The 22037-nt window shown below is 65.0% G+C and carries 22 protein-coding genes; 18 read left to right on the top strand and 4 right to left on the bottom strand.

Annotated elements, in window-relative coordinates:
• Nucleotides 1-63: 63 nt before the first annotated feature.
• Complete coding sequence (locus tag AC1DCF_RS08010) at nt 64-858, bottom strand: peptidylprolyl isomerase (protein WP_441792353.1); 795 nt, start codon at nt 856-858, stop codon at nt 64-66.
• 182 nt (nt 859-1040) lie between these two features.
• On the opposite strand from AC1DCF_RS08010, the gene AC1DCF_RS08005 reads away from it, so the two are divergent.
• The 11 genes from AC1DCF_RS08005 (at nt 1041) to aroB (ending at nt 12657) form a co-directional block, all read left to right on the top strand.
• Nucleotides 1041-2429: a replication-associated recombination protein A gene (locus AC1DCF_RS08005; RefSeq protein WP_441792354.1), complete on the top strand. Its 1389-nt coding sequence runs from the start codon at nt 1041-1043 to the stop codon at nt 2427-2429.
• 232 nt (nt 2430-2661) lie between these two features.
• Nucleotides 2662-3291 carry a 30S ribosomal protein S4 gene (rpsD, locus tag AC1DCF_RS08000; protein ID WP_441792355.1) on the top strand — a complete coding sequence of 210 codons (630 nt, stop codon included), beginning with the start codon at nt 2662-2664 and terminating at the stop codon, nt 3289-3291.
• 125 nt (nt 3292-3416) lie between these two features.
• Nucleotides 3417-3791, top strand: a complete 375-nt coding sequence (locus AC1DCF_RS07995; protein WP_441792356.1) for a DUF948 domain-containing protein — start codon at nt 3417-3419, stop codon at nt 3789-3791.
• A 68-nt stretch (nt 3792-3859) separates the two neighbouring features.
• The gene (locus AC1DCF_RS07990; protein WP_441792357.1) at nt 3860-4204 is read left to right on the top strand and encodes a hypothetical protein; all 345 of its coding nucleotides are present in this window, start codon (nt 3860-3862) and stop codon (nt 4202-4204) included.
• A 51-nt stretch (nt 4205-4255) separates the two neighbouring features.
• A complete protein-coding gene (gene alaS / locus AC1DCF_RS07985) occupies nt 4256-6910 on the top strand; it encodes an alanine--tRNA ligase (RefSeq protein ID WP_477210569.1) in 2655 nt (884 codons plus the stop codon).
• Between the two features lie 3 nt (nt 6911-6913).
• A complete protein-coding gene (ruvX, locus tag AC1DCF_RS07980) occupies nt 6914-7384 on the top strand; it encodes a Holliday junction resolvase RuvX (RefSeq protein WP_441792359.1) in 471 nt (156 codons plus the stop codon).
• Nucleotides 7385-7386: 2 nt separating this feature from the next.
• The gene (gene mltG / locus AC1DCF_RS07975; RefSeq protein WP_477210568.1) at nt 7387-8826 is read left to right on the top strand and encodes an endolytic transglycosylase MltG; all 1440 of its coding nucleotides are present in this window, start codon (nt 7387-7389) and stop codon (nt 8824-8826) included.
• 26 nt (nt 8827-8852) lie between these two features.
• Nucleotides 8853-9767, top strand: a complete 915-nt coding sequence (locus AC1DCF_RS07970) for a shikimate dehydrogenase family protein (protein WP_477210567.1) — start codon at nt 8853-8855, stop codon at nt 9765-9767.
• Nucleotides 9768-9818: 51 nt separating this feature from the next.
• Entirely contained in the window at nt 9819-11027 is a 1209-nt protein-coding gene (gene aroC / locus AC1DCF_RS07965) for a chorismate synthase (protein WP_477210566.1), read from the top strand.
• Entirely contained in the window at nt 11027-11539 is a 513-nt protein-coding gene (locus AC1DCF_RS07960; protein ID WP_441792363.1) for a shikimate kinase, read from the top strand. Before aroC ends, AC1DCF_RS07960 begins: the two co-directional genes overlap by 1 nt.
• The gene (aroB, locus tag AC1DCF_RS07955; RefSeq protein ID WP_441792364.1) at nt 11536-12657 is read left to right on the top strand and encodes a 3-dehydroquinate synthase; all 1122 of its coding nucleotides are present in this window, start codon (nt 11536-11538) and stop codon (nt 12655-12657) included. Before AC1DCF_RS07960 ends, aroB begins: the two co-directional genes overlap by 4 nt.
• A gap of 42 nt (nt 12658-12699) precedes the next feature.
• On the opposite strand, the gene AC1DCF_RS07950 is transcribed toward aroB, so the two are convergent.
• Nucleotides 12700-14982 carry an MMPL family transporter gene (locus AC1DCF_RS07950; RefSeq protein ID WP_477210565.1) on the bottom strand — a complete coding sequence of 761 codons (2283 nt, stop codon included), beginning with the start codon at nt 14980-14982 and terminating at the stop codon, nt 12700-12702.
• A 203-nt stretch (nt 14983-15185) separates the two neighbouring features.
• Complete coding sequence (locus tag AC1DCF_RS07945) at nt 15186-16241, bottom strand: zinc-dependent alcohol dehydrogenase family protein (RefSeq protein WP_477210564.1); 1056 nt, start codon at nt 16239-16241, stop codon at nt 15186-15188.
• 224 nt (nt 16242-16465) lie between these two features.
• On the opposite strand from AC1DCF_RS07945, the gene AC1DCF_RS07940 reads away from it, so the two are divergent.
• The 7 genes from AC1DCF_RS07940 (at nt 16466) to AC1DCF_RS07910 (ending at nt 21065) form a co-directional block, all read left to right on the top strand.
• Nucleotides 16466-17185 (top strand): hypothetical protein, encoded by a 720-nt coding sequence (locus tag AC1DCF_RS07940; RefSeq protein ID WP_477210563.1) that lies wholly within the window; start codon nt 16466-16468, stop codon nt 17183-17185.
• Between the two features lie 89 nt (nt 17186-17274).
• Nucleotides 17275-17868: a dihydrofolate reductase family protein gene (locus AC1DCF_RS07935; protein WP_477210562.1), complete on the top strand. Its 594-nt coding sequence runs from the start codon at nt 17275-17277 to the stop codon at nt 17866-17868.
• 88 nt (nt 17869-17956) lie between these two features.
• Nucleotides 17957-18394 (top strand): type II 3-dehydroquinate dehydratase, encoded by a 438-nt coding sequence (locus tag AC1DCF_RS07930; RefSeq protein WP_441792390.1) that lies wholly within the window; start codon nt 17957-17959, stop codon nt 18392-18394.
• A gap of 90 nt (nt 18395-18484) precedes the next feature.
• A complete protein-coding gene (gene efp / locus AC1DCF_RS07925; RefSeq protein WP_345062454.1) occupies nt 18485-19045 on the top strand; it encodes an elongation factor P in 561 nt (186 codons plus the stop codon).
• Nucleotides 19045-19464 (top strand): transcription antitermination factor NusB, encoded by a 420-nt coding sequence (gene nusB, locus AC1DCF_RS07920; protein WP_441792391.1) that lies wholly within the window; start codon nt 19045-19047, stop codon nt 19462-19464. The genes efp and nusB overlap by 1 nt, the downstream gene beginning before the upstream one ends.
• A gap of 56 nt (nt 19465-19520) precedes the next feature.
• Entirely contained in the window at nt 19521-20258 is a 738-nt protein-coding gene (locus tag AC1DCF_RS07915; RefSeq protein ID WP_441792392.1) for a DsbA family protein, read from the top strand.
• Between the two features lie 162 nt (nt 20259-20420).
• On the top strand, nt 20421-21065 hold the full coding sequence (locus AC1DCF_RS07910; RefSeq protein WP_477210561.1) for a GNAT family N-acetyltransferase: 645 nt from the start codon (nt 20421-20423) through the stop codon (nt 21063-21065).
• Between the two features lie 12 nt (nt 21066-21077).
• Here the strand turns inward: AC1DCF_RS07910 and AC1DCF_RS07905 are convergent.
• A partial coding sequence (locus AC1DCF_RS07905; RefSeq protein WP_477210560.1) for an HNH endonuclease signature motif containing protein occupies nt 21078-22037 on the bottom strand: 960 nt, incomplete at its 5' end.

Genomic DNA, 22037 nt, shown 5'->3' with positions numbered 1-22037 from the left:
GGCCGATACAACGGGCCAATACGGGCACAAGCCTATTGCAAGCCGACCGGCACCCGGAAGTTACTACTGAACTGTTACTGATGTGATTGTCGTCGGGACCACTGGGGCGCCATCCGTTTTGCCGTCGACGACGCCGGCATCCGTGATTTTCGCCTTGAGCTCATCGAGCCCGCTCGTGATCTTTCCGAGGACCGTGTAGCCGCCGGCGGCATCCGCGGGAATCGTGGTGTCGTCGTAGACGATGAAGAACTGGCTGCCCATGCTGGACGCATTGCCACCGGCGCGAGCCATGGCCAGGGTGCCGGCCGGGTAGACATCGTCGGTCGGCGCATTCTCGATGGGTCCGTAGCTGTAGCCCGGACCGCCGGTGCCGTCGCCGCTCGGATCGCCGCACTGCAGCACGAAGAATCCGCCGTTGGTAAGGCGGTGGCAGGAGACCCCGTTGTAGAAGCCCTTCTGAATCAGGCTGATGGTCGACGACACGCCCTGCGGGGCCGCGGCGCCGTCAAGCTCGAAGCCGAGCGGCACGTCGTTGAGGGTCAGTGTGCCCGTCCAGGTGCGGTCTTCAGCGAGCGTGCTCGGCGGGACATCGCCGGTGTTTGCAGCGGGAGCTCCCGGCGTCGGAGACGGCGAGGCGGAGGGCGTTGCCGACGGAGTCGCTTCGGGGGTTCCCGGGCCGCCGTTGAAATAGAGCAGCTGGGCGCCGAGGGCAAGCGTGAGCACAATGAGAAGGACGCTGCCGGCGACGATGTTGTCCCGCTTGCGACGCTTCTGCTGGGCTTCGTTCACGGTGCGGCGCGCCTGGTAGCTGCGCACGCGAGCACGTGCTTCGCGATCCTGCTTGGGGTTCTGTGCCACTCGAGTCCTCCTGATTGGCCGGGGGGCCGGCGGTTCTGGTGGCGCCCGTGCGGTCGCCAGACAGTAGAAGGCCGGGACATCACAGCCCCGGACCTCGTTGAACTCTACGCAACCTGGCGAAACTGAACAAATGCCTGAACGGCCAGGCGTTCGCCGTCGGCGGCACAAACTACGCTTGAGGCATGTCGGATGCTCAACCAGGCCTGCAGCCCGGACTGCAGCGAGGCGCCACGCCTCTTGCGGTGCGCATGCGCCCAAAAAGTCTCGACGAGGTGGCAGGTCAACGTCATTTGCTGACGCCGGGCTCGCCTCTCGTCAGCCTGGCGAGCGACAAGACCGGGCAGCAGGGTTCGGTCTCGGTCATTCTCTGGGGCCCTCCCGGCACGGGCAAGACGACATTGGCCCAGGCGATCGCGCACAGCTCAGGCCGTCGGTTCGTCGAACTCTCGGCGGTGACCGCCGGGGTGCGTGACGTGCGTCAGGTGATGGAGGAGGCGCGCACGAGCCGCGACCTCTACGGCCTCTCGACGGTGCTCTTCCTCGATGAGATCCACCGGTTCAGCAAAGCGCAGCAAGACGCCTTGCTGCCGGGCGTCGAGAACGGCGTCATTATTCTCGTCGCCGCCACCACCGAGAACCCGTCGTTCTCGGTCATCTCGCCGCTGCTGTCGCGTTCCCTGTTGCTCACCCTCGAGGTACTGAGCGACGAAGACCTCGGCGTCGTCGTCGATCGCGCTGTGGTCGACGACCGGGGCCTGGCCGACGGGTTCGTGCTCGAAACCGACGCGCGCGCCGCAATCATCCGGTTGGCATCCGGCGACGCACGCCGGGCCCTGACCGCGTTGGAGGCGGCGTCGGTGTCTGCCGCGTCCTCGGCTCTCGTCGCACCCAGCACCACGGCCAAAGCACGCAAGTCAAGCACGGCGACACGCAAGCCCGTGATCACGACCGAGGTCGTCGCCCTGGCCGTCGACCGCGCGCTGCTGCGCTACGACCGCAACGGCGACGAGCACTACGACGTGATCAGCGCGTTCATCAAGTCGGTACGCGGCTCGGATGTCGACGCGTCGCTGCACTACCTCGCCCGCATGATCGAGGCCGGCGAAGACGCCCGCTTCATCGCGCGCCGCATTATCGTGCTCGCCTCGGAAGACATCGGGATGGCCGACCCGCAGGCGCTTGTGATCGCTGTCGCCGCGGCCGACGCGGTTCAGCTGATCGGCATGCCGGAGGGGCGGATCCCGCTCGCGCAGGCGGTTGTGCATCTGGCCACCGCGCCGAAGTCCAACGCCGCGTACATGGCCATCGATGCCGCCATCGGTGATGTGCGAGCCGGCAAGGCCGGTCGCGTGCCCAAGCATCTGCGCGATGCGCACTACGCCGGCGCCAAGAGACTCGGTCACGGCAAGGGGTACAAGTACCCCCACGACGACGCCCTGGGCGTGCTTGCTCAGCAGTATCCGCCCGACGAATTGAAGCGCGTGCGCTACTACGAACCGACGGAGCACGGCAACGAGCGCGAAATCTCAGCCCGACTGATCAAGATCCGCAGGATCGTACGGGGAGAGTGACATGCGGCGGTGCCGCGCTCACTCGTGAGCGCGGCACTCTGTGTTAGTCTGGTCGCTGCCTACTACTGATCTCGGCGTGCGGCTGCGACTGAGATCAGAGAGTTGGGATTCGCTCTGTAGCCGAGCGGCCCGTGGCAACACCCCTCTGACTTTCCCCGGGCATCCGGCCCTGTCTTCGTGACAGCCTGTCTGTGCCTGGGATTCCCTGTTTGAGATTTATTGAAAGGACACCGTGTCTACCAAGTCACGTACCCGTAGCAAGACCCGCCTGTCGCGCGCGCTGGGCATCGCCCTCACGCCGAAGGCAGCCAAGTACCTCGAGAAGCGTCCGTACGCTCCGGGCGAGCACGGCCGCACCAAGCGCAAGGCTGACTCCGACTACGCAGTTCGTCTGCGCGAGAAGCAGCGTCTGCGTGCCCAGTACGGCATCCGCGAAGCTCAGCTGAAGATTGCTTTCCAGGAAGCACGTCGCACCCAGGGCCTGACCGGTGAAAACCTGGTCGAGATCCTCGAGACCCGTCTCGACGCTCTGCTCGTTCGCTCGGCTATCGCTCGCACCACCGCGCAGGCTCGTCAGATGGTTGTGCACCGTCACATCCTCGTTGACGGCCAGCTCGTTGACCGCCCGTCGTTCCGCGTGAAGCCGGGTCAGCTCATCCACGTCAAGCCGAAGAGCGAAGGCATGGACATCTTCCAGGTTGCAGCAGCCGGCGGTCACGTCGATGTTCTGCCGAAGCTGCCCGTATACCTCGAGGTTGAACTCGACAAGCTGCAGGCCCGCCTCGTGCGTCGCCCGAAGCGTGCAGAGGTCCCCGTGACCTGTGAAGTTCAGCTCGTCGTCGAGTACTACGCAGCACGCTAAGCAGCACACTGCTTCGCAACTGAACTACGCTGGAGGGCGGATCATCCATTGGATGGTCCGCCCTTTGCGTATCCACGCCCGATTCGCGTGGATGTATGCCATTTCTGGAATGAAAGGTTTTTCACATGACTGGTGGAGACATCGTCGGATTGATCGCCGCACTTGTTTTCGCAGTTCTGGTGGGATTCCTCGCCATTCCGCTCATCAAACTCGGTCGTGTCTTCGACGAGACGACCCACGCCATCCGCGAAGTGAGCGACAACGTCACGCCGCTTCTGCAGGAGAGCGCCGAGACGATCAAAGAGACGAACAAGCAGTTGGCGCGAGTCGACACGATCACCACGAACGTGGCGGATGTGACCGGCAACGTGTCGGCGCTCATCGCCTTGTTCGCCGCCACCGTCGGTGGCCCCTTGATCAAAATCGCCGGATTCTCGGCCGGCGTGCGCGCGGCGTTGGCAACAGGCCGTCGCTCGGGCTCCAGCCGCCGCAAAGGCTGAGCCACTACTCTTGAACGAAGACCGGGCGCGCACGTCGCGCCGGTCACCAGACATCAGGGAGCATTGCAATGAAGAACTTCATCTGGTTGGTTGTCGGAGTCGCGGCAGGTTTCGTCGTCGCGCACGAGGTCAACAAGACCCAGCAGGGCAAACAATTCTTCAGTGATCTCGATGCCAAAGCCCGCGAATTCGGCGAGGCCATGTCCGACGGCTACCGTCAGCGCGAAGCCGAATTGCGTGCCGCCCTCGGTGACGTCGATGCGCCGAGCGCTCCGTCGGCCATGCCGTACACGGCGCCCTCCGCACAGACGACTGCCCCGGTCGCCGAGTCGTCGGTCGACATCGAAGCCGACGATGCCGCATACGATGCCGCAGCGTCGGACAAGGCAGCGGCGTCGGACGACGCCAAGTAACGCACACTTTCAGTTTTTCCTCCCATTCGACATCTCTGAACTACGGAACACATGCAGACTGCAGACATTCGCGGGCGCTGGCTCGACTTTTTCGCCGATCGTGGACACACGGTCGTACCCTCGGCCTCCCTGGTGAGCGACGACCCGACACTGCTCTTCACCGTCGCCGGGATGGTTCCCTTCGTGCCGTACCTGACCGGTCTTGTTCCCGCGCCGTTCCCGCGGGCCACAAGCGTTCAGAAGTGCATTCGCACCAACGACATCGAAGAGGTCGGCAAGACCCCTCGACACGGCACGTTCTTTCAGATGAACGGCAACTTCTCGTTCGGTGACTACTTCAAGGAACAGGCGATCAACTATGCCTGGGAGCTGCTCACGACCCCGGAGAACGCCGGCGGCTACGGCTTCTTGGAGAAGGACCTCTGGGTCACCGTCTATAAAGACGACGACGAGGCGATTCGCTACTGGCGCGCACTCGGCCTGCCGGAGGAGCGCATCCAGCGCCTCGGCATGGACACCAACTACTGGTCGACCGGTCAGCCCGGCCCGGCCGGCCCCTGCTCCGAGATCTTCTTCGACCGCGGCCCGGCCTACGGTGCCGACGGCGGCCCGGCCACCGACGACGACCGCTACGTCGAAATCTGGAACCTCGTCTTCATGCAGTACCTGCGTGGCGAGGGCACCAGCAAGAATGACTTCGAGATTCTCGGCGAACTGCCGAAGAAGAATATCGACACCGGCATGGGCCTCGAGCGCGTCGCTTTCTTGAAGCAGGGCGTCGAGAACATGTACGAGATCGACCAGGTGCGTCCGGTGCTCGACCGCGCCGCCGCGCTGTCCGGCCGCCGTTACGGAGCCGACCACGGTGACGACGTGCGGATGCGCATCGTCGCCGACCACGTGCGTTCCTCGTTGATGCTGATGAGCGACGGCGTGATGCCGTCGAACGAGGGCCGCGGCTACATCCTGCGCCGCCTGATGCGCCGGAGCGTGCGCGCCATGCGCCTGCTCGGTGTCGAAGACGCCACTTTCCCCGAACTGTTCCCGGCCTCGCGCGATGCGATGAGCTCGTCGTACCCCGAGGTCAAGGCCGACTACAGCCGCATCAGCCAGGCTGCATACGCCGAAGAAGAAACGTTCCTGCGCACCCTCGCGAGTGGCAGCAGCGTTCTCGACCTGGCCGTGGCCAAGACGAAGAACCAGAACAAAACTGAGCTCGCCGGCGACACCGCGTTCCTGCTTCACGACACCTACGGGTTCCCGATCGAGATCACCCTCGAAATGGCTGAGGAAGCCGGACTCTCGGTCAACCGCGAGGCGTTCGACACCCTGATGTCGAAGCAGCGCGCCATGGCCAAGGCTGACGCCAAGGCGAAGAAGACCCACCTGGCCGACCTCTCGGTCTACAGCACCTTCCGGGCGCTCGGCGAGACGGTCTTCACCGGCTACGACAACCTGCAGACCGAGTCGTCCGTTCTCGGAATCATCGTTGACGGCGTCTCGGTGACGAGCGCGGTCGCCGGCGAAACCGCCGAAGTGATCTTGCAGGAAACCGCGCTCTACGCCGAGTCGGGCGGGCAGGAGGCCGACGCCGGCCTCATCGTCGGTGCCGGTTTCGAGCTCGAGGTTCTCGACGTGCAGAAGCCCGTCAAGGGCCTGATCAGCCACAAGGTCACCGTGCGCTCCGGCGAGGTCGGTGTCGGTGAGCAGGCAACGAGCATCGTTGACGCCGATTGGCGTCGAGGCGCCCGCCAGGCACACTCCGGAACGCACGTGCTGCACGCGGCTCTCCGTCAGGTGCTCGGCCCGAACGCCCACCAGTCGGGGTCGTACAACAAGGCCGGCTTCTTCCGACTCGACTTTTCGTGGAACCAGGCTTTGTCGCCCGCGACCCGCACCGAGATCGAAGAGATCTCGAACAACGCCATCCGCGACAACCTCGAGGTCGTCACCCGCGAACTGCCGCTGGCTGAGGCCAAGGCGCTCGGCGCTATGGCGCTCTTCGGCGAGAAGTACGGCGACCGGGTGCGCGTCGTCGACATAGGCGGCCCCTGGTCGCGTGAGCTCTGTGCCGGCACCCACGTGGCGACGAGCGCCGAGATCGGCATGATCAACCTGGTCAGTGAGGTCTCGGTCGGTTCGACCAACCGTCGTGTCGAGTCGCTCGTCGGCCTCGACGCCTTCCGTGACCTGGCCGCCGAGCGAGCAATCGTCTCCACGCTCACCCAGAACCTGAAGACCCCGCGCGAACAACTGCCCGAGCGCATCAACGACCTGGTGCAGAGCCTCAAGGCCGCGGAGAAGAAGATTGCCGCGTTCGAAGCACGGTCGCTCTCCGACCGTGTTCCGGCCCTGCTCGAAAAGGCCAGTCGTGCCGGAGACGTCATGCTGGTCGCCGAGGATCTCGGCACCCTGAACTCCGCAGACGACGTTCGGATGCTGGTCACCACGACCCGCGAACGGCTCGGCAGCGAGCCAGCAGTGGTCGCTCTCTCGGCATCCGTCGGCGAGAAGGCGGTCGTCATTGTGGCCACCAACCAGGCAGCACGCGACGCCGGCCACAAGGCCGGCGCGCTGGCCAAGGCCGTGGCGGGAATTCTCGGCGGTGGCGGAGGCGGCAAGGACGACATGGCGCAGGGTGGCGGACCGAACCTGGCTGCGGTTCCCGCAGCGCTGGACGCCGTGCGTGACGCTGTGGGCCGCTAAGGCATGCGTCACGGCGTTCGGTTGGGCGTAGACGTCGGAAAAGCACGGATCGGGGTGGCGCGAAGCGATGCTCACGGCATGCTCGCCACTCCGGTCGAGACGGTCAGCCGTGACCTGGGCGGCCACGCCGACCTCGAGCGGATCCGCGTGATCGTCGCCGAGCTGGACGCGGTTGAGATCATCGTCGGCCTGCCGTTGTCGATGTCGGGCGGGTCGACAGCATCGACCGAGGATGCCCGCGACTTCGCCGGGGCCCTGGCCGTTGCGCTCGAATTGCCGGTTCGGCTTGTCGACGAACGTCTGTCGACCGTATCGGCGCAGTCGGCCCTTCGGGCGTCGGGACGCAAGGCGAAAACGCAGCGTCCAGTCATCGATCAGGTCGCCGCAACTATCATTTTGCAACACGCTCTTGACACCGAGCGTTCCTCCGGGCAGCCGGCTGGCTCACCCGTTGACCTGACCGAAAGGCCGTGACAGTGTCGGACTCCCTCCCCGAAAAGCCTGCCGACGATGTTGATCCGTCGTCCGAAGGCGATGCGGCTGGCGCTGCCTCTGAGGCACACCGCGAGCTGAGCTGGGATGAGTTCATCGGAGGTGCTGCCGCAGTCACCGACGACTCGCAGGGAACGCTGCCACCGCCGGTCTCGGGTGCCGCCCGGCCATCCGCTCACCACCATGAGGTGGCGCACGGCGCGCACGAGTCTGCCCTCGGGCACGAGTCGGCGCACGCCACTCACGAGTCTGCGCCCGGGTCGCGACGCGCTGCCCGCGAGTCAGAACAGGCACCGCACAGTCACGACCGCACCCAGCGCCGTGCTCAGCTCTCGGCTGAGGCGCCCCGGGAGAAGAAGAGCCGTAAGGGGGCGTGGGGATGTCTGATTGTTCTCCTCGTTCTCATCGCGCTGATGGCTGCGGGAGCATTCGCTTTCCAGGGTCCGATCAACGCGCTGATCTCGAAGACCCAGGGGCCCGCCGACTTCGAAGGCGTTGGAACGGGAACGGTCAACGTGATGATTCACGAGGGCGAGACCGGCGAAGACATCGCGCACACGCTGGCCGACCAGAAGGTCGTCGCGAGCTTTGACGCCTTCTATTCCTTGCTGCTCAAGCAGTCCCCGTCGCCGATTTTTCAACCGGGCGTCTACAAGCTGGCCAAGGAGATGAGTGCTCGGTCGGCGCTGACCGCGCTGATGGACCCGGCGAACAAGCTCGACCAGACCGTCATCATCCCGGAAGGGACCGCTGAGGCCGACGTGCTTCAGCTGGTCTCGGAGGGGCTGGATATGCCGCTCGCCGATCTGCAGGCTGCCGCCGCCGATGTCTCCTCGTACGGGCTGCCGCCCGAAGCGACGAAACTCGAGGGATTCCTGTTTCCGGCCACCTACACGTTCAATCCGGGCACGAACGCTCACGACGTCATCAAAACCTTGGTGAATCGTCAGTTCGAGGCGCTCGACGCGGCCGGGGTTGCTCCGGCCGACCGGTGGAGGACGATCGTTTTGGCCTCGCTGATCCAACGTGAGGCAGGTCTGAAAGACGACTACTACAAGGTGTCGCGTGTCTTCTTGAACCGCCTCGATCCCCCCCAGTGGTCGAGCGGGCTGCTGCAATCCGATGCGACGGTCGCCTACGGTACCGGCAACACCCACCGGGTCAGCACGACCGATGCAGAGCGCGAAGACGCGAACAACCCGTACAACACGTACATTCATCCGGGATTGCCGGTCGGGCCGATCTCCAACCCCGGCGACTTGGCCATCGATGCGGCGCTGCACCCGGCCGACGGAACCTGGCTCTACTTCGTGACCTGGAACCTGGACACCGGGGAGACGATCTTCTCGACCACCATCGAGGAACACGACGCGGCAGTGGCAAAGTGGCTAGCGTGGATGGATGAGCACCCCGAATATGGCTAAGGGTTAGACAAGCTGAGGGCTAGACAATGACGCAGGCACCGATCACGCAGGCACCACGTGGAACTTCTGGAGCACGCCTGGCCGTGCTCGGTTCGCCCATCTCGCATTCCCAGTCGCCGGCCCTGCACCGGGCCGCCTACGGGGCACTTGGCCTGGACTGGACCTATGACGCCATCGAGGTGTCCGAGGGATCACTGACCCAATTCGTCGACGGGCTCGGCGCTGAATGGCGCGGACTGTCGTTGACGATGCCGCTGAAGACGGAGGCGGCGGCGCTGATCGAGGATCTCGATCCGCTCGCCCAGCACACCGGGGCGGTCAATACCGTGCTCCTGCAGAAAGGCTCAGAGGGCCGCACACTGTCGGGGTTCAACACGGATGTCACCGGGCTGGTTCGCGCCCTCGCGGAGGGCGGAGTGACGGTGGCACGCCGTGTCGTCATCCTCGGCGCCGGTGCCACGGCATCCTCTGCGCTGATCGCAGCCGCCGAAATCGGGGCCGAGTCAGTCGACATCCTGGTGCGCACTCCCCGAAAGGCCGCGCCCCTGGTCGAACTCGGGCGTTCGCGCGGACTCGTGGTGACGGTGTCGGAGCTGCCCGTCGCCACCGGACCGAACGGCACCGCACAGGTCTCCGCTCTGGCGGACCCGGCCGACGTGATGATCAGCACTCTGCCCGGAGGAACCCAACTGGGCGACGTGTTTCCGGCCAGTTTCCGCCGCGACACCGTTCTCTTTGACGTCAGCTATTCGCCTTGGCCGAGCGCACTCGCGACGGCCTGGCAGCAGGTCGACGGCACAGTGCTCAACGGATTGTCGATGCTGCTGCACCAGGCGCTCATCCAGGTGCGCATCTTCGTCAACGGCGATCCGTTCGAACCGGTGGAGCGTGAGCACGATGTGCTGGCGGCGATGCGGGGAGTGCTGCCAACTCTCAACTGACGCAGTGGAGCGCGGTGATCGCAGTTGCTGTGGCTATGGAAAGATAGACCCATGCTTCGTTGGCTCACTGCCGGAGAATCCCACGGTCCCGAACTCATCGCCATTGTCGAGGGTTTGCCCGCCGGAGTCCCGGTCACTTTGGAATCCATCCGTCTCGATCTCGCGCGCCGCAAACTCGGCTATGGCCGAGGCGCTCGCATGAAGTTTGAGGAAGATGTGCTCGACATCTCCGGTGGCGTTCGCCACGGCCTCACACTCGGCGGCCCGGTCGCCCTGCGCATCGGCAACAGCGAATGGCCCAAGTGGGTCGAGGTAATGAGCGCGGAGCCGGTCGACCCGGCGAAGCTCGCCCGCGGACGCGGCGCCGCCCTCACCCGGCCGCGACCCGGCCACGCCGATCTGGTCGGCATGCAGAAGTACGGTTTTCAGGATGCCCGCCCGGTACTCGAGCGCGCGAGCGCGCGGGAGACGGCGGCACGCGTCGCCCTCGGTGCAGTGGCACGCGGGTTCCTCGAAGAGCTCGGCATCACACTTGTCAGCCACACGCTGTCGATCGGTCCGGTTCGGGTGCCTGACGATGCGCCGTTGCCGGCTCCGTCGGATGTCGACGTGCTCGACGCCGATCCGTTGCGCTGCTTCGACCCCGCGACCTCTGCACTGATGGTCGCCGAAGTCGACGCCGCGCACAAAGACGGTGACACCCTCGGCGGTGTCGTCGAGGTGCTCGCCTACAACCTTCCTCCCGGTCTTGGCTCGTTCGTGCACTGGGACCGTCGACTCGACTCCCAACTCGCGGCTGCCCTGATGGGCATCCAGGCGATCAAGGGCGTCGAGGTCGGCGATGGCTTTGCCACGACGACGCGTCGCGGTTCCGTCGCCCACGACGAGCTCGTGCACGCCGATGGTGCGATTCAGCGCGTCGGTGACCGTGCGGGGGGTACTGAGGGTGGGATGAGCACTGGCACCGTGCTGCGCGTGCGCGCCGGCATGAAGCCGATCGCCACGATCCCGCACGCCCTCCGCACCGTCGACATCGCAACCGGGGAGGCGGCGGCCGCTCACCACCAGCGTTCCGATGTGTGCGCTGTTCCGGCTGCCGGTGTTGTCGCTGAGGCAATGGTCGCCCTGGTGCTGGCCAACTCGGTGCTCGAGAAGTTCGGTGGCGACTCGGTCGCCGAAACCCGTCGCAACCTCGAGTCGTACCTCGCCAACATCCCGGAGAACGTCAAGACGGGCGCGTCAAGCGACGCCTCGCTGTAATGAGCGCCGACCGCACGCCGTTCCCGATGGTGTTCATCGGGCCGATGGCTGCCGGCAAGTCCCGCATCGGCAAACGCGTCGCTGCGGCCCTCGGCGTGCAGTTCGTCGACACCGACAAGCGAGTCGTCGCCACTCACGGCCCGATCAAGGACATCTTCGCGGTGCACGGCGAAGAACGGTTTCGCGAACTTGAGCGCGCCGCCGTGGTCGACGCGCTCGGTACGGCAGGGGTCGTCTCGCTCGGCGGCGGCGCCGTGCTCGATCCGGCCACACAGGCCGACCTCCTCGCCTGCACCGTCGTGTTCTTGAGCGCGACCCCCGAGGCGGTGAAGAGCCGGATCACCGGTTCCAAGCGCCCGCTGTTGAAGAACGGCATCGCCGACTGGCAACGTATTTTCGATGAACGGCGCCCCATCTACGAGGCGCTGGCAAGCATCCACATTGACACCTCGAATCGGCCGATCGATCAGATCGCCGACGAGATCGTGACGTGGGCAAAAGAGAGATCATGACTGAACCGACTGAACTGAACGCCGACGCCAACACCTCGGGAGCAACGGAGGTCACGACGATCACCGTCAGCGGTGTCGACAGTTATCCCGTCATCGTCGGGCGCGGCCTGGGCGATGAGATCGTGGCACAGCTCGGCGGGACAGTGCGCAAGGTGCTCATCGTGCACACGTCGACCGTCGGTGCGCGTGCGGTTGCTCTGCGCGAGAGCCTGCTTCCGAACTATGAGGTTCTGCTCGCCGAAGTTCCCGACGCCGAGGCCGCTAAGCGCGTCGAGGTAGCCGCGTTCTGCTGGGGTGTGATGGGTCAGTCCGACTTCAGCCGCACCGACGCGGTGATCGGTTTCGGTGGCGGCGCCGTCACCGACCTCGCCGGTTTTGTCGCAGCGACCTGGCTGCGCGGCGTGAAGCTCATTCAAGTTCCGACGAGCGTGCTCGGCATGGTCGACGCGTCGGTCGGCGGCAAGAACGGTGTCAACACCGCAGAGGGCAAGAACCTCGTCGGCACCTTCTACGCACCGGCCGCGGTGATCTGCGACCTCGACACACTGGACGACCTGCCCCGCAACGAGATCCTGGCCGGTTTTGCCGAGATCGTGAAGGCCGGTTTCATTCAGGTTCCCGAGATTCTCGACATCATCGAAGCGGATGTGGCGGTGGCGACGGATCCGACGACGCCCGAATTCCGCCGCGTGATCGAACTCTCGATCGCCATGAAGGCGCGCGTTGTCGGGGAGGACTTCAAGGAGACCGGCCTCCGGGAGATCCTGAACTACGGTCACACCCTCGGGCACGCCGTCGAGCACGCGGAACGCTACGGCTGGCGTCACGGTGCCGCCGTTGCCGTTGGCATGATGTTCGCGGCGGAACTCGCCAGTCTGAGCGGTCGTCTCCCGGTCGAGGTCGTCGACCGGCACCGTCGCATCCTCGAATCGTTGACGCTGCCGACAACCTACCCGGTCGGCCGGTGGAAGACCCTCCTGGCCACCATGCAGCGCGACAAGAAGACCCGCAGTGGAATGCTGCGCTTCATCGTGCTCGACGACATCGGCAAGCCGACGGTTCTCGAAGGACCCGACACCTCGCTGCTGTTCGCTGCGTACCAGGCCATCGGCTCCTAAACTCGCTTCTTCAGCCGCCGAACCGTGGCGAATGACCATTTTTCACACGTGAGACTGGTCATTCGCCATGGTTCGCGGCTCTGACGGGGCCTCGCTCAGGCCGAACCTGCCATGGATGCGCTGCATCCAACGGGGCGCCCACCAGATCACCTTCTCGAGTGCCGTCATCACCGCCGGCACCAGCACAGAACGCACGAGCGTCGCATCCAGCAACACCGCCACAGCCAGGGCGACACCGATCTGTTTCATCTGCATCAGCTCGCCGGTGGCGAACCCGGCAAACACCAGCACGATGATGAGGGCGGCCGAGGTGATGATCCGGCCGGAGCTCTGCAATCCGGTCTCTATTGCCAGCCGTGTGCTCTCACCGCGGTCATGATGCTCTTTGATGCGCGCCAGCAGGAACATCTCGTAGTCCATGGCAAGCCCGAAGCCGAAGACGAGCACGAGCGTGAGCACGAGGGCGTCAACCCCGGAGACGGATGCGGCGTCGAAGTTCAGCAGGCCAGCCAGATTCCCCTCTTGAAAACCCCAGACGAGCACCCCGACCGACGCTCCGAGCGAGAGCACACTGATAATCAGAGCCGTCAGTGGAATGATCGCCGACCCGGTCATCAGGAACAGCAGCAAATAGGTGGCGACCGCGATGATCAGGATTGCCCAGGGTGTGCTGGCCAGCAGCGAGTTGATGTAGTCGACCGACGCCGCATCCACCCCGCCGACCCAATTCGGAAAGTCGGGCCGGTCGGCGCGAATCTCCTCGACGACCGACGTTCCTTCATGCGGTGCCACGCTCACCCGCGACACCCAGTATCCGTTGACCGCGACCGGGGGAGTCGCGCCCGTGACATACGGCAACGCGGCAACCTGTTCGGCCCAGGCGGCGGCCGACCCCTGGTCCGTTTTCGAAACAAGCTCGACCTTCGCCGGAGTGGCCTGAGGGAAATGCTCGCCCAGCGCAGTCAGAAAGCCGGACTGGGTCGATGACGCCGGGATTGCCTCGTCGGAGCTGTTCGAGACGACGAGCGAAAGCGCCGGGCTGGCGAGCAAGAGCAGCACGAGGGTGCTGCCGAGCGCGACCAGAATCGGCCGGCGTTGGATGCGGCGCGTGAGTTTCGAGAAGAATCCTTCGGGCGGGGCGACATCGCCGAACCGGGTGAGAATGCCGCCGAGACCCGGGATCCTGGTCAGCAGTCCAGGCTTCAGCAGCCGTTCTCCGAAGTAGCCGAGTAGCGCCGGAACAAGCACCAGAGCGGTGAGGATGGCGATCACCACGACACAGACGGCGCCGATCGCGATGGCCTTGATGATGGCCGGTTCGAAAACGAGCAGGCCCAGCGTGGCGATCGCGAACGTCAACCCGGAGAAGAGCACCGTGCGCCCCGCGGTATCGACGGTGGCGCCGACGGCCTGCAGCATCACCTCGTGGCGCTCGGTCCGGCTCTGCCGCACGTCGGGGCCGAGCGCCGCGACTCGACCTCGAAACTCCTCGCGGAACCGGCTGACGATGAGCAGGCCGTAGTCGATCGAGAGACCCAGACCAATCACCGTGATCACATTCATCACGGTGATGTTGATGTCCATCACGAACGTGAACGCGAACAGCGTGCCCAGGGCGCCGACGATGGAGGCGAGCGCGCCGATCAGAGGCATCGCGGCGGCCAGAAACCCGCCGAAGATCACGAGCATCACGAGCAGCGCAATCGGCAACGAAATGAGTTCGCCCGTCTTCAGATCGTTCTGCGCCACTTCGACCAGAGACTTCACGACCAGGGGGCTGCCGCCGACCTCGACCGTCGCGTCGGGGTACGCGAGGCGGATCTCGTCGGCTGTCGCATTCAGCTGAGCCTCCACCTCGGTGAGCAGGCTGTCACTGAGCGTGCCATCGGTGGTCTCCATCGAGACGTTGAGCAGCACGCCCTTTCCGTCGGGGGAGAGCAAGGCGCCGGCGATCGGCGAGGGCTGCCCGTTCGGCAGCGGCGGGACGACCAGGGGATTGATGACCTCGGTCACCCCGTCGATCGTCTCCAGTTCGGTCGTGGCGTCGGACAGAATCGCGTTCAGTTGCGGCGACGCAGGGTCGACGTTGTAGACGAGCAGAGAGAGCGATTCGGTCGTCGCATTCGTGTCGGCGCTGATGAGGGCGGCGCCTTCGTTTGCTTCGCCGGATACCGTCGGCCCAGCGCTGGAGAGCCGTTGAAAGAGACTCTCCCCAGTCACGCCGAACAGCGCGGTCGCCAGACAGACGGTGAGGAACACGACCCAGCTGAGCAGCACCACCAGGCGGTGGCGGGCCATTGCAACACCGACGCTGCGCAACATCATGCGCTTCTTTCTCCGGTTGTCGACCGTGACGGTTCAGGACCGGAAACCTGGCGCGTCTCTTGAACCCCCACTGTGCGAACCGGCCGACGGTGCAGTTCGCGGATGCCGACACACTACTCTCAGCAGTTTGACATTTCACGCGTCGCATCCGGTGTTGTGATCCTCGGATCAGGAGTCGCCCGGGCCGCGCGTCCAGGCGCCGCTCAGGCGTTCAGCACCACTTTCAGAGCCTTCGTCTCGGCCGCTTTGCCGAACACGTCATATGCCTCGAGGATGTCGGCGAGTGCGAAGGTGTGGGTGATGAATTTCTCCGCCGGGATCTTGCCTTGGGCCACCATCTTGAGCAGCGTGCCGAGCGTATTGGTGTTCACGAGTCCCATCGTGATGGTGACGTTGGAGATCCATAGATCTTGCAGGGGCAGTTCGACCGGGTTGCCGTGAACGCCCACATTGGCGACGTGACCGGCGGGCCGCACGATGTCGAGACACATCTGGAAAGTGGCTGGCACCCCCACCGCTTCGGTGGCCACGTCGACGCCGAGGCCGTCGGTCAGCGCCATCACCTGCTCCTTCCAGTCCGCATCGGTCGAGACGACGGCATCCGTTGCGCCGAACGATCGGGCAGCCTCGGTGCGGTTGGCGTCAATGTCGATCGCGATGATGCGGGAGGGACCGTAGAGCCCGGCGGTGGCGATGGCGGCCAAGCCGACGGGCCCGGTGCCGACGACGGCGACGATGTCGCCGGGCTTCACGGCGCCGTATTGCACTCCGATCTCATGCCCGGTCGGCAGGATGTCCGAGAGCATCGTGCCGAGCTGCGGGCTGACCCCGATCGGGAGCCGGTAGACGGATGTCTCGGCGTAGGGAACGCGCACGAACTCGGCCTGGGTGCCGTCGATGAGGTGGCCGAAGATCCAGCCGATGCCGGGGGAGCCTTCATCGCCCAGACAGTGCGAGAACACGCCCTGCTTGCAGTAGTCGCATTTGCCGCAGGCCGAGATGCACGCCAGGATCACCTGGTCGCCGACGGCGAGCGTCGTGACGGCATCCCCGATCTCGGTGATCGTTCCGACGCCCTCGTGGCCGAGGATGCGGCCGGGGGTGACTGCGGGAACGTCACCTTTCAGAATGTGCAGGTCGGTGCCGCAGATCGTCGTCGTGTCGATCTTCACAATGATGTCGGTCGGATGCTGGATCGTCGGCGTCGGGACCTCTTCCCACGATTTCTGTCCGGGTCCTTTGTAGACGAGTGCCTTCATGGTGATGTCCGATCTGTTTGTTCGTCGCGGCGATCACCCGGCGCCACTGTGCCTGCACGCGATGACCGAATGTGCCCGAGCGTAGCCTGCTCGAGCACCGTTGGTAAGAGTGCATGTGGTCGGGAGGAGGGCGCCCGGGACCGCTCGGTGCAGCTCAGCCCCCTCGGATCGGCGTATCGTCGAGGGGGGAAGGAATCGGTGGGGAATCAGATCAGGAGTAACACATGGCCAGCGTGACGCGTGATGCACAGATGGCGTGGGTCGCATTTGCGGTCGCCATTCTGGGACTGATTGCGAGCGTGATGCTCCTGGTCATGTTTGCCACGGAGGTGCCGTACGACGGGCCGTATGTCTTCGGTGCCGGCTACGAGGTGCTGACGGYGGTCACCAATGCGCTGACGGCTGCTCTGATCATGCACCTGAGTCACTTCGCGGGGCCGTCAGCGGGCGAAAAGGTGCTCACGCCGGTACTCGCCGTTCTGCTGATTGTCGGCGCCGGCTCGGGGATTCTGCTGGTCGCACATGTCGTGTCATACACAATCTCCGTCGCAGTTTCGATTATGGTGCTGTTCCTGCAGGGCGTGTGGCTGTTCTGGTTCAATCGCCAGATGCACCGCCGGCAGCTGCTGCCTCGCGGAGTGAGCACGTTCGGCTGGCTGATCGGCCTGGCCGTGATGGTCGGACTCGTGTTCGGCACCCTCGGATTGCTGCTTCCCCCGCTCCACATCGCCCAATTGCTTATTCTCGGATTCGGAGTCTTCGCCGCTGGAGGCGGATGGCTGATCGTTCCGGTCTGGTGGGTGATGGTCGGGGTGTGGCTGCTGCGTGGTGGGCGCCCGGCCCGCGGCGCGGAGCGACCGGGCCTCGATGGGGCGACGGATGGCGAGAACGGGCCGAACGAGCCAACCGCGACAGTGAAGCAGCGGGGGAGACGGAAGGCGTAGGCGCCCGGCTAAGCGCCGCCCCAGCCCTCGCGCAACCAGGCGAACGATGCTTGGATGTGTCGCGGCGGCAACCGGTGGAGGAGACGACGATGACGACAGTGACCTGCGATATCGGGATCTCGCTCGACGGATTCGTGGCGGGGCCGAATCAGAGCCTCGAGGATCCGCTCGGTAAAGGCGGTGAACTCCTGCACCGGTGGATGTTCGAGGAGCCAGACGAGAATGCCGACGCGATCGCCGCCATCGTCGACGCCGGTGCCTTCGTGATGGGGCGCAATATGTTCGGCCCGATCCGGGGCGAGTGGGTTGATGAGTGGACCGGGTGGTGGGGAGCAGACCCGCCCTATCACGCCCCCGTTTTCGTGCTCACGAATCATCCGCGCCCTCCGGTGGAGATGCAGGGCGGCACCACGTTCTACTTCGTCACCGACGGCATCGATTCAGCGTTGGAGCAGGCGCGCGTCGCGGCCGGACCGCGCAACGTGGCTGTCGCCGGTGGCGCCGACACGGTGCGCCAGTATCTCAAGGCCGGCCAGATCGACGTGCTTCGCCTGCACCTGGCACCGATTCTGCTCGGCGCCGGCGAGCGACTGTTCGACGGCGTCGGCGATCTCGCCTTAGAACAGGTGGCGGTGAGCAGCTCGGAGCTCGTCACCCATCTGACCTACCGCATCGTGCACTGAACGACTCCGCGGGTCGACCGGCGGCACACCCAACAGTGCGACTCTCCGGCTCCGTCGGCGGGCATCCGCACTGCTCTAGGCTGAGAGAATGCGCACAATTCTCGTTCTCAACGGACCGAACCTCGGCCGCCTCGGCAGTCGTGAGCCTGATGTCTACGGCTCGGCCAACCTTGACGATTTGCGCACGATGTTGCAAGCAGAGACCGGCCCGACCGACACCATTGACCTGCGCCAGAGTGATGACGAAGCCGAGCTCATCCACTGGCTCTACGAGGCGGTCGACACGGGCAGCCCTGTCATCCTGAACCCGGCGGCGTTCACCCATTACAGCTACGCGCTGCGGGATGCCGTTGCGCTGGTCACGAAGGCCGGGGTGCCGCTGATCGAGGTGCACATCTCCAACCCGCACGCCCGCGACACCTTCCGCCACACGAGTGTGGTCAGTGCCGTCGCGACCGGTGTGATCGCCGGTTTCGGCTTCGATTCGTACCGTCTCGCGCTCAACTTTTTGACGCACCGCGCCTAACCGCTCTCTTTGGCTCAGGCGGCTGCGGCAACTACACTCGTTTGAGGCCCTCTCCGGCCACCACTTTCCCAATCGAAGGATCATCCCTCCATGGCATCTACCGCCGATATCAAAAATGGCGTTGTACTGAAGATCGACGGCCAGCTTTGGACCGTCATCGAGTTCCAGCACGTCAAGCCGGGCAAGGGTGGCGCTTTCGTGCGCACCAAGCTGAAGAACGTCGTCAGCGGCAAGACCGTCGACCGCACCTACAACGCCGGTGCGAAGATCGAGACCGAGAACGTCGACCGTCGTGACTTCCAGTACCTCTACGCAGATGGCGACTCGTACGTGTTCATGGATGTCTCTGACTACGACCAGCTTCACGTTCCGGCCGTCGTCGTGGGCGACTCCGCGAACTTCATGCTCGAGAACCAGGCCGTCACCATCGCGCTGCACGACGGAAACCCGCTCTACGTCGAATTGCCGGCATCCGTCGTTCTGGAGATCACCTACACCGAGCCCGGCCTGCAGGGCGACCGCTCGACCGGTGGCACCAAGCCGGCGACCGTCGAGACCGGCTACCAGATTCAGGTTCCGCTGTTCCTCGACATCGGCACCAAGGTCAAGGTGGACACCCGTACCGGTGACTACCTGAGCCGCGTCAACTAGTGAGCGCTCGTACCAAGGCGCGCAAGCGCGCCATCGACATTCTCTATTCTGCTGACGTTCGTCAGACCACGATTGAGGATGCTCTCGCCGCTGAGGCGGTGCGTGCAGCGAGCGAGCCCGATCGTCTGGCCTCGTGGCTGTATGCGCGCGAGATCGTCGATGGCGTTGTCGACCACCGCGAAGAAATCGATGAACTCATCGAGACGTACTCGCAGGGCTGGACGCTGTCACGCATGCCCATGATCGACCGGGCGATTCTGCGCATCGGCATCTGGGAGATTCTCTTCAACGATGCCGTTCCGCACGCCGTGGCCATCGATGAGGCCGTCGAAGCAGCCAAGGTGCTGTCGACGAACGACTCGGCCGGTTTCGTGAATGGCCTGCTCGGGCGCATCGCTCAGACGGCACCCTCCGCCTAACCCGTTCGAAACAATCGGCTGATCCAGCCGGTTCACCTCAACACGAAAGCATCACGATGGCTCGCAGCACCCTGACCTCCCGCCGTTTCAGCACCCTGGTGACCGCAATGGCGATCACCGCATTCGTCACCCTCGGGGTTGCCGGATGCGCGCCGGAGCCGAGTGCGGGCGGGGGCTCAGGCGGGTCATCAACGGCGACACCGCCGCCCATCCCCACCGGAGTCGAGGGTGCTGCGTTCTTCGATGAGGGCTACCTCAAGGTCGGCACCGGGGCGACCGTCGTCGACCTGTACTTTGACCCGATGTGCCCGATTTGCGGTGTGTTCGACAAGACAAACGGTGCGTTCTTGACCGACCAGGTCGACACCGGAGCGATCACGTTGCGGTTGCACCCGATGAACTTCTTGAACCGGTTCTCGCAGGGAACCGACTACTCCTCTCGCGCCGGCTCGGCGTTGACGTGCGTTGCGGCTCAGGACGAGTCAAAGACTCTGGCCTATTTCACCGCGCTCTTCGCTGAGCAGCCGAAGGAGAACTCGGAGGGGCTGACCAATGAGCAGCTGGGTGAGATCGCTGTCAGCGTGGGGGCGATGAGCGTCGCCGATTGCGTGGCGAACGGTACCTACACGTCCTGGATTCAGAGCGTGAACGACGCGGCACTGGCCGGTCCTATTCCTGGCTCGGACGTGAAGGCCATTGAGGGCACACCGACCACGTTGGTCAACGGCAAGCCCTTCACCGGCTCGTTGACTGACGCTGCGGCATTCGAGAAGTTCGTCGCCGACAACAGCTGATCACGGGTGATGATCAGCTGAGCTGATCGGGGCGAATCCCTCTCACCGGAACATTCCGAAAGCCGGGCGCTGATTCAGCGCCCGGCTTTCTTCGTCTGCGAAGCACCGCATGTCGAGTCTCAGCTCCGCCCTGCGGAGAACAAAGGGCCGTAGCCTGATGTCATGCAGAAGCTGGAAGGGTTCACTCCCGTGCGGGTCGCCACGGATCGCGATCTCGAGGCACTCGTGTCGACGGTGTCGACGGCATTCCTGGCCGACCCGCTCTGGGCGCCGATGTTTCCGGATGAGGCACGACGCGAGACGCAGATGCGGCAGTTCTGGCGCTACCTGGCCGGTTCAGCGTTGCGATACCCCTGGACCTTGGTCACTGACCAGGTGGAGTCGGCGGCGGTGTGGTTGCCGCCGGGGAGCACCGAGCTGACTGACGAGGAATCGGCTGGCTTCGAAGAGTTTCTGAAGCACTTGGTCGGGGAGCCGGCTGCCGCCGGGATCGAGCGTCTCGTCGAGCAATTCGAGGATGTCCGTCCCGATGATTCCCACTACTACCTGAGTCTGCTGGCGACGCATAGTGCTCATCGCGGACAAGGGCTCGGAATGAATTTGCTCCGCGAAAACCTGGCGCGGATCGACGTGCTCGGAGCGTCGGCTTATCTGGAGTCATCGAATCCGGCGAACGACGCCAGATACGCCAGCGTGGGATTCGAGCGCCGCGGCGAGTTCATCGCGTCGACGGGTGCGGTCGTGACGACCATGTGGCGATCGCCTCGGTATTGCGGATGTGCTGAGCTCCTGAAGCTGAGCTGCTGAAGTGCGTCGGGGTCAGAACGGCGGCGGTTCAATCTCGAGGTGCGGCGCGGTCTGTGATTCACGGAGCGGTTGCGCGTCCATGAGATCGTGGGTCGATGGGACTGTGTCGGTAGACCCGACCCCGGGCGGGCTGGTGCTGGGCATCCTTGGGTCGGGCAGGCTGGTGCCGGGCAGATCGAGCGCGGGCCGGGTGGTGTAGACGCGGCCGGCGGGTGAGGTCCAGGCAATGACGCCGTCGCCTTGCTGAACCGGATGCCAGGTGCTGGCGTGCTTGAGCCGGTGGCAGGGTGTGCAGAGGTGGGCGAGATTGATGGCGTCTGTCGGTCCGCCGAACGCGCGGGCGATGGTGTGGTCGATCTCGCTGGTCGCGGCGGGTTGGCCGCAGTTCACGCCCCGGCAGGTGCCGTCGCGGGTGTGCAACCAGATTTTCAAATCTTCGGGCACCCGGTAGTGCTCAGTTCCAAGAGAGAGCGGCACGCCGGTCTCGGGGTGCACCAGCAACCGCAGGAACGATGGCGCCTTCGCGCAGAGTTCACGCGCGGTATCGGCGTCGATCGGGCCGTAGCCGTCGAGGGTGGCCGGTTCGTCACTGAGACCCATCAGGGTGAACACCGGCACGGTCACGATCACGGTCGGCCGGATGCCGCGGCCCGGCCTCCGGCGCCGTTTCCGACCGCGGGGCGTCGTGCCGTCGGCACTGCGGCCAGTGCCGCCGCTGCCGGTTCCGTTCCCGGGGCTGGCGCGGTCGGCGCGGGCGTCCTCGAGGAGGCCCTCGAGTTCGGCGGTCAGCTCTCCCGGTTCGAACAGTTCCCCGTCGTGCAGGAGTTCGACCGCGACATCGGCGCGCAGCTGGGCCAGCGTGCGCGGGTCGGTCGGGTGCTGCCGGCGCCGGGCGATCTCGTCGACCCGGGTGAACGCGGCCAGCACGTCGGCGGCCGGCCCGAACAGGTTCAACCAGGCCATCCCGTCGGG

It is taken from the genome of Leifsonia sp. 10L418 (assembly GCF_056395445.1).
The sequence above is the reverse complement of the archived record's forward strand: the minus strand, read 5'-3'. Positions and strand labels throughout refer to the sequence as shown.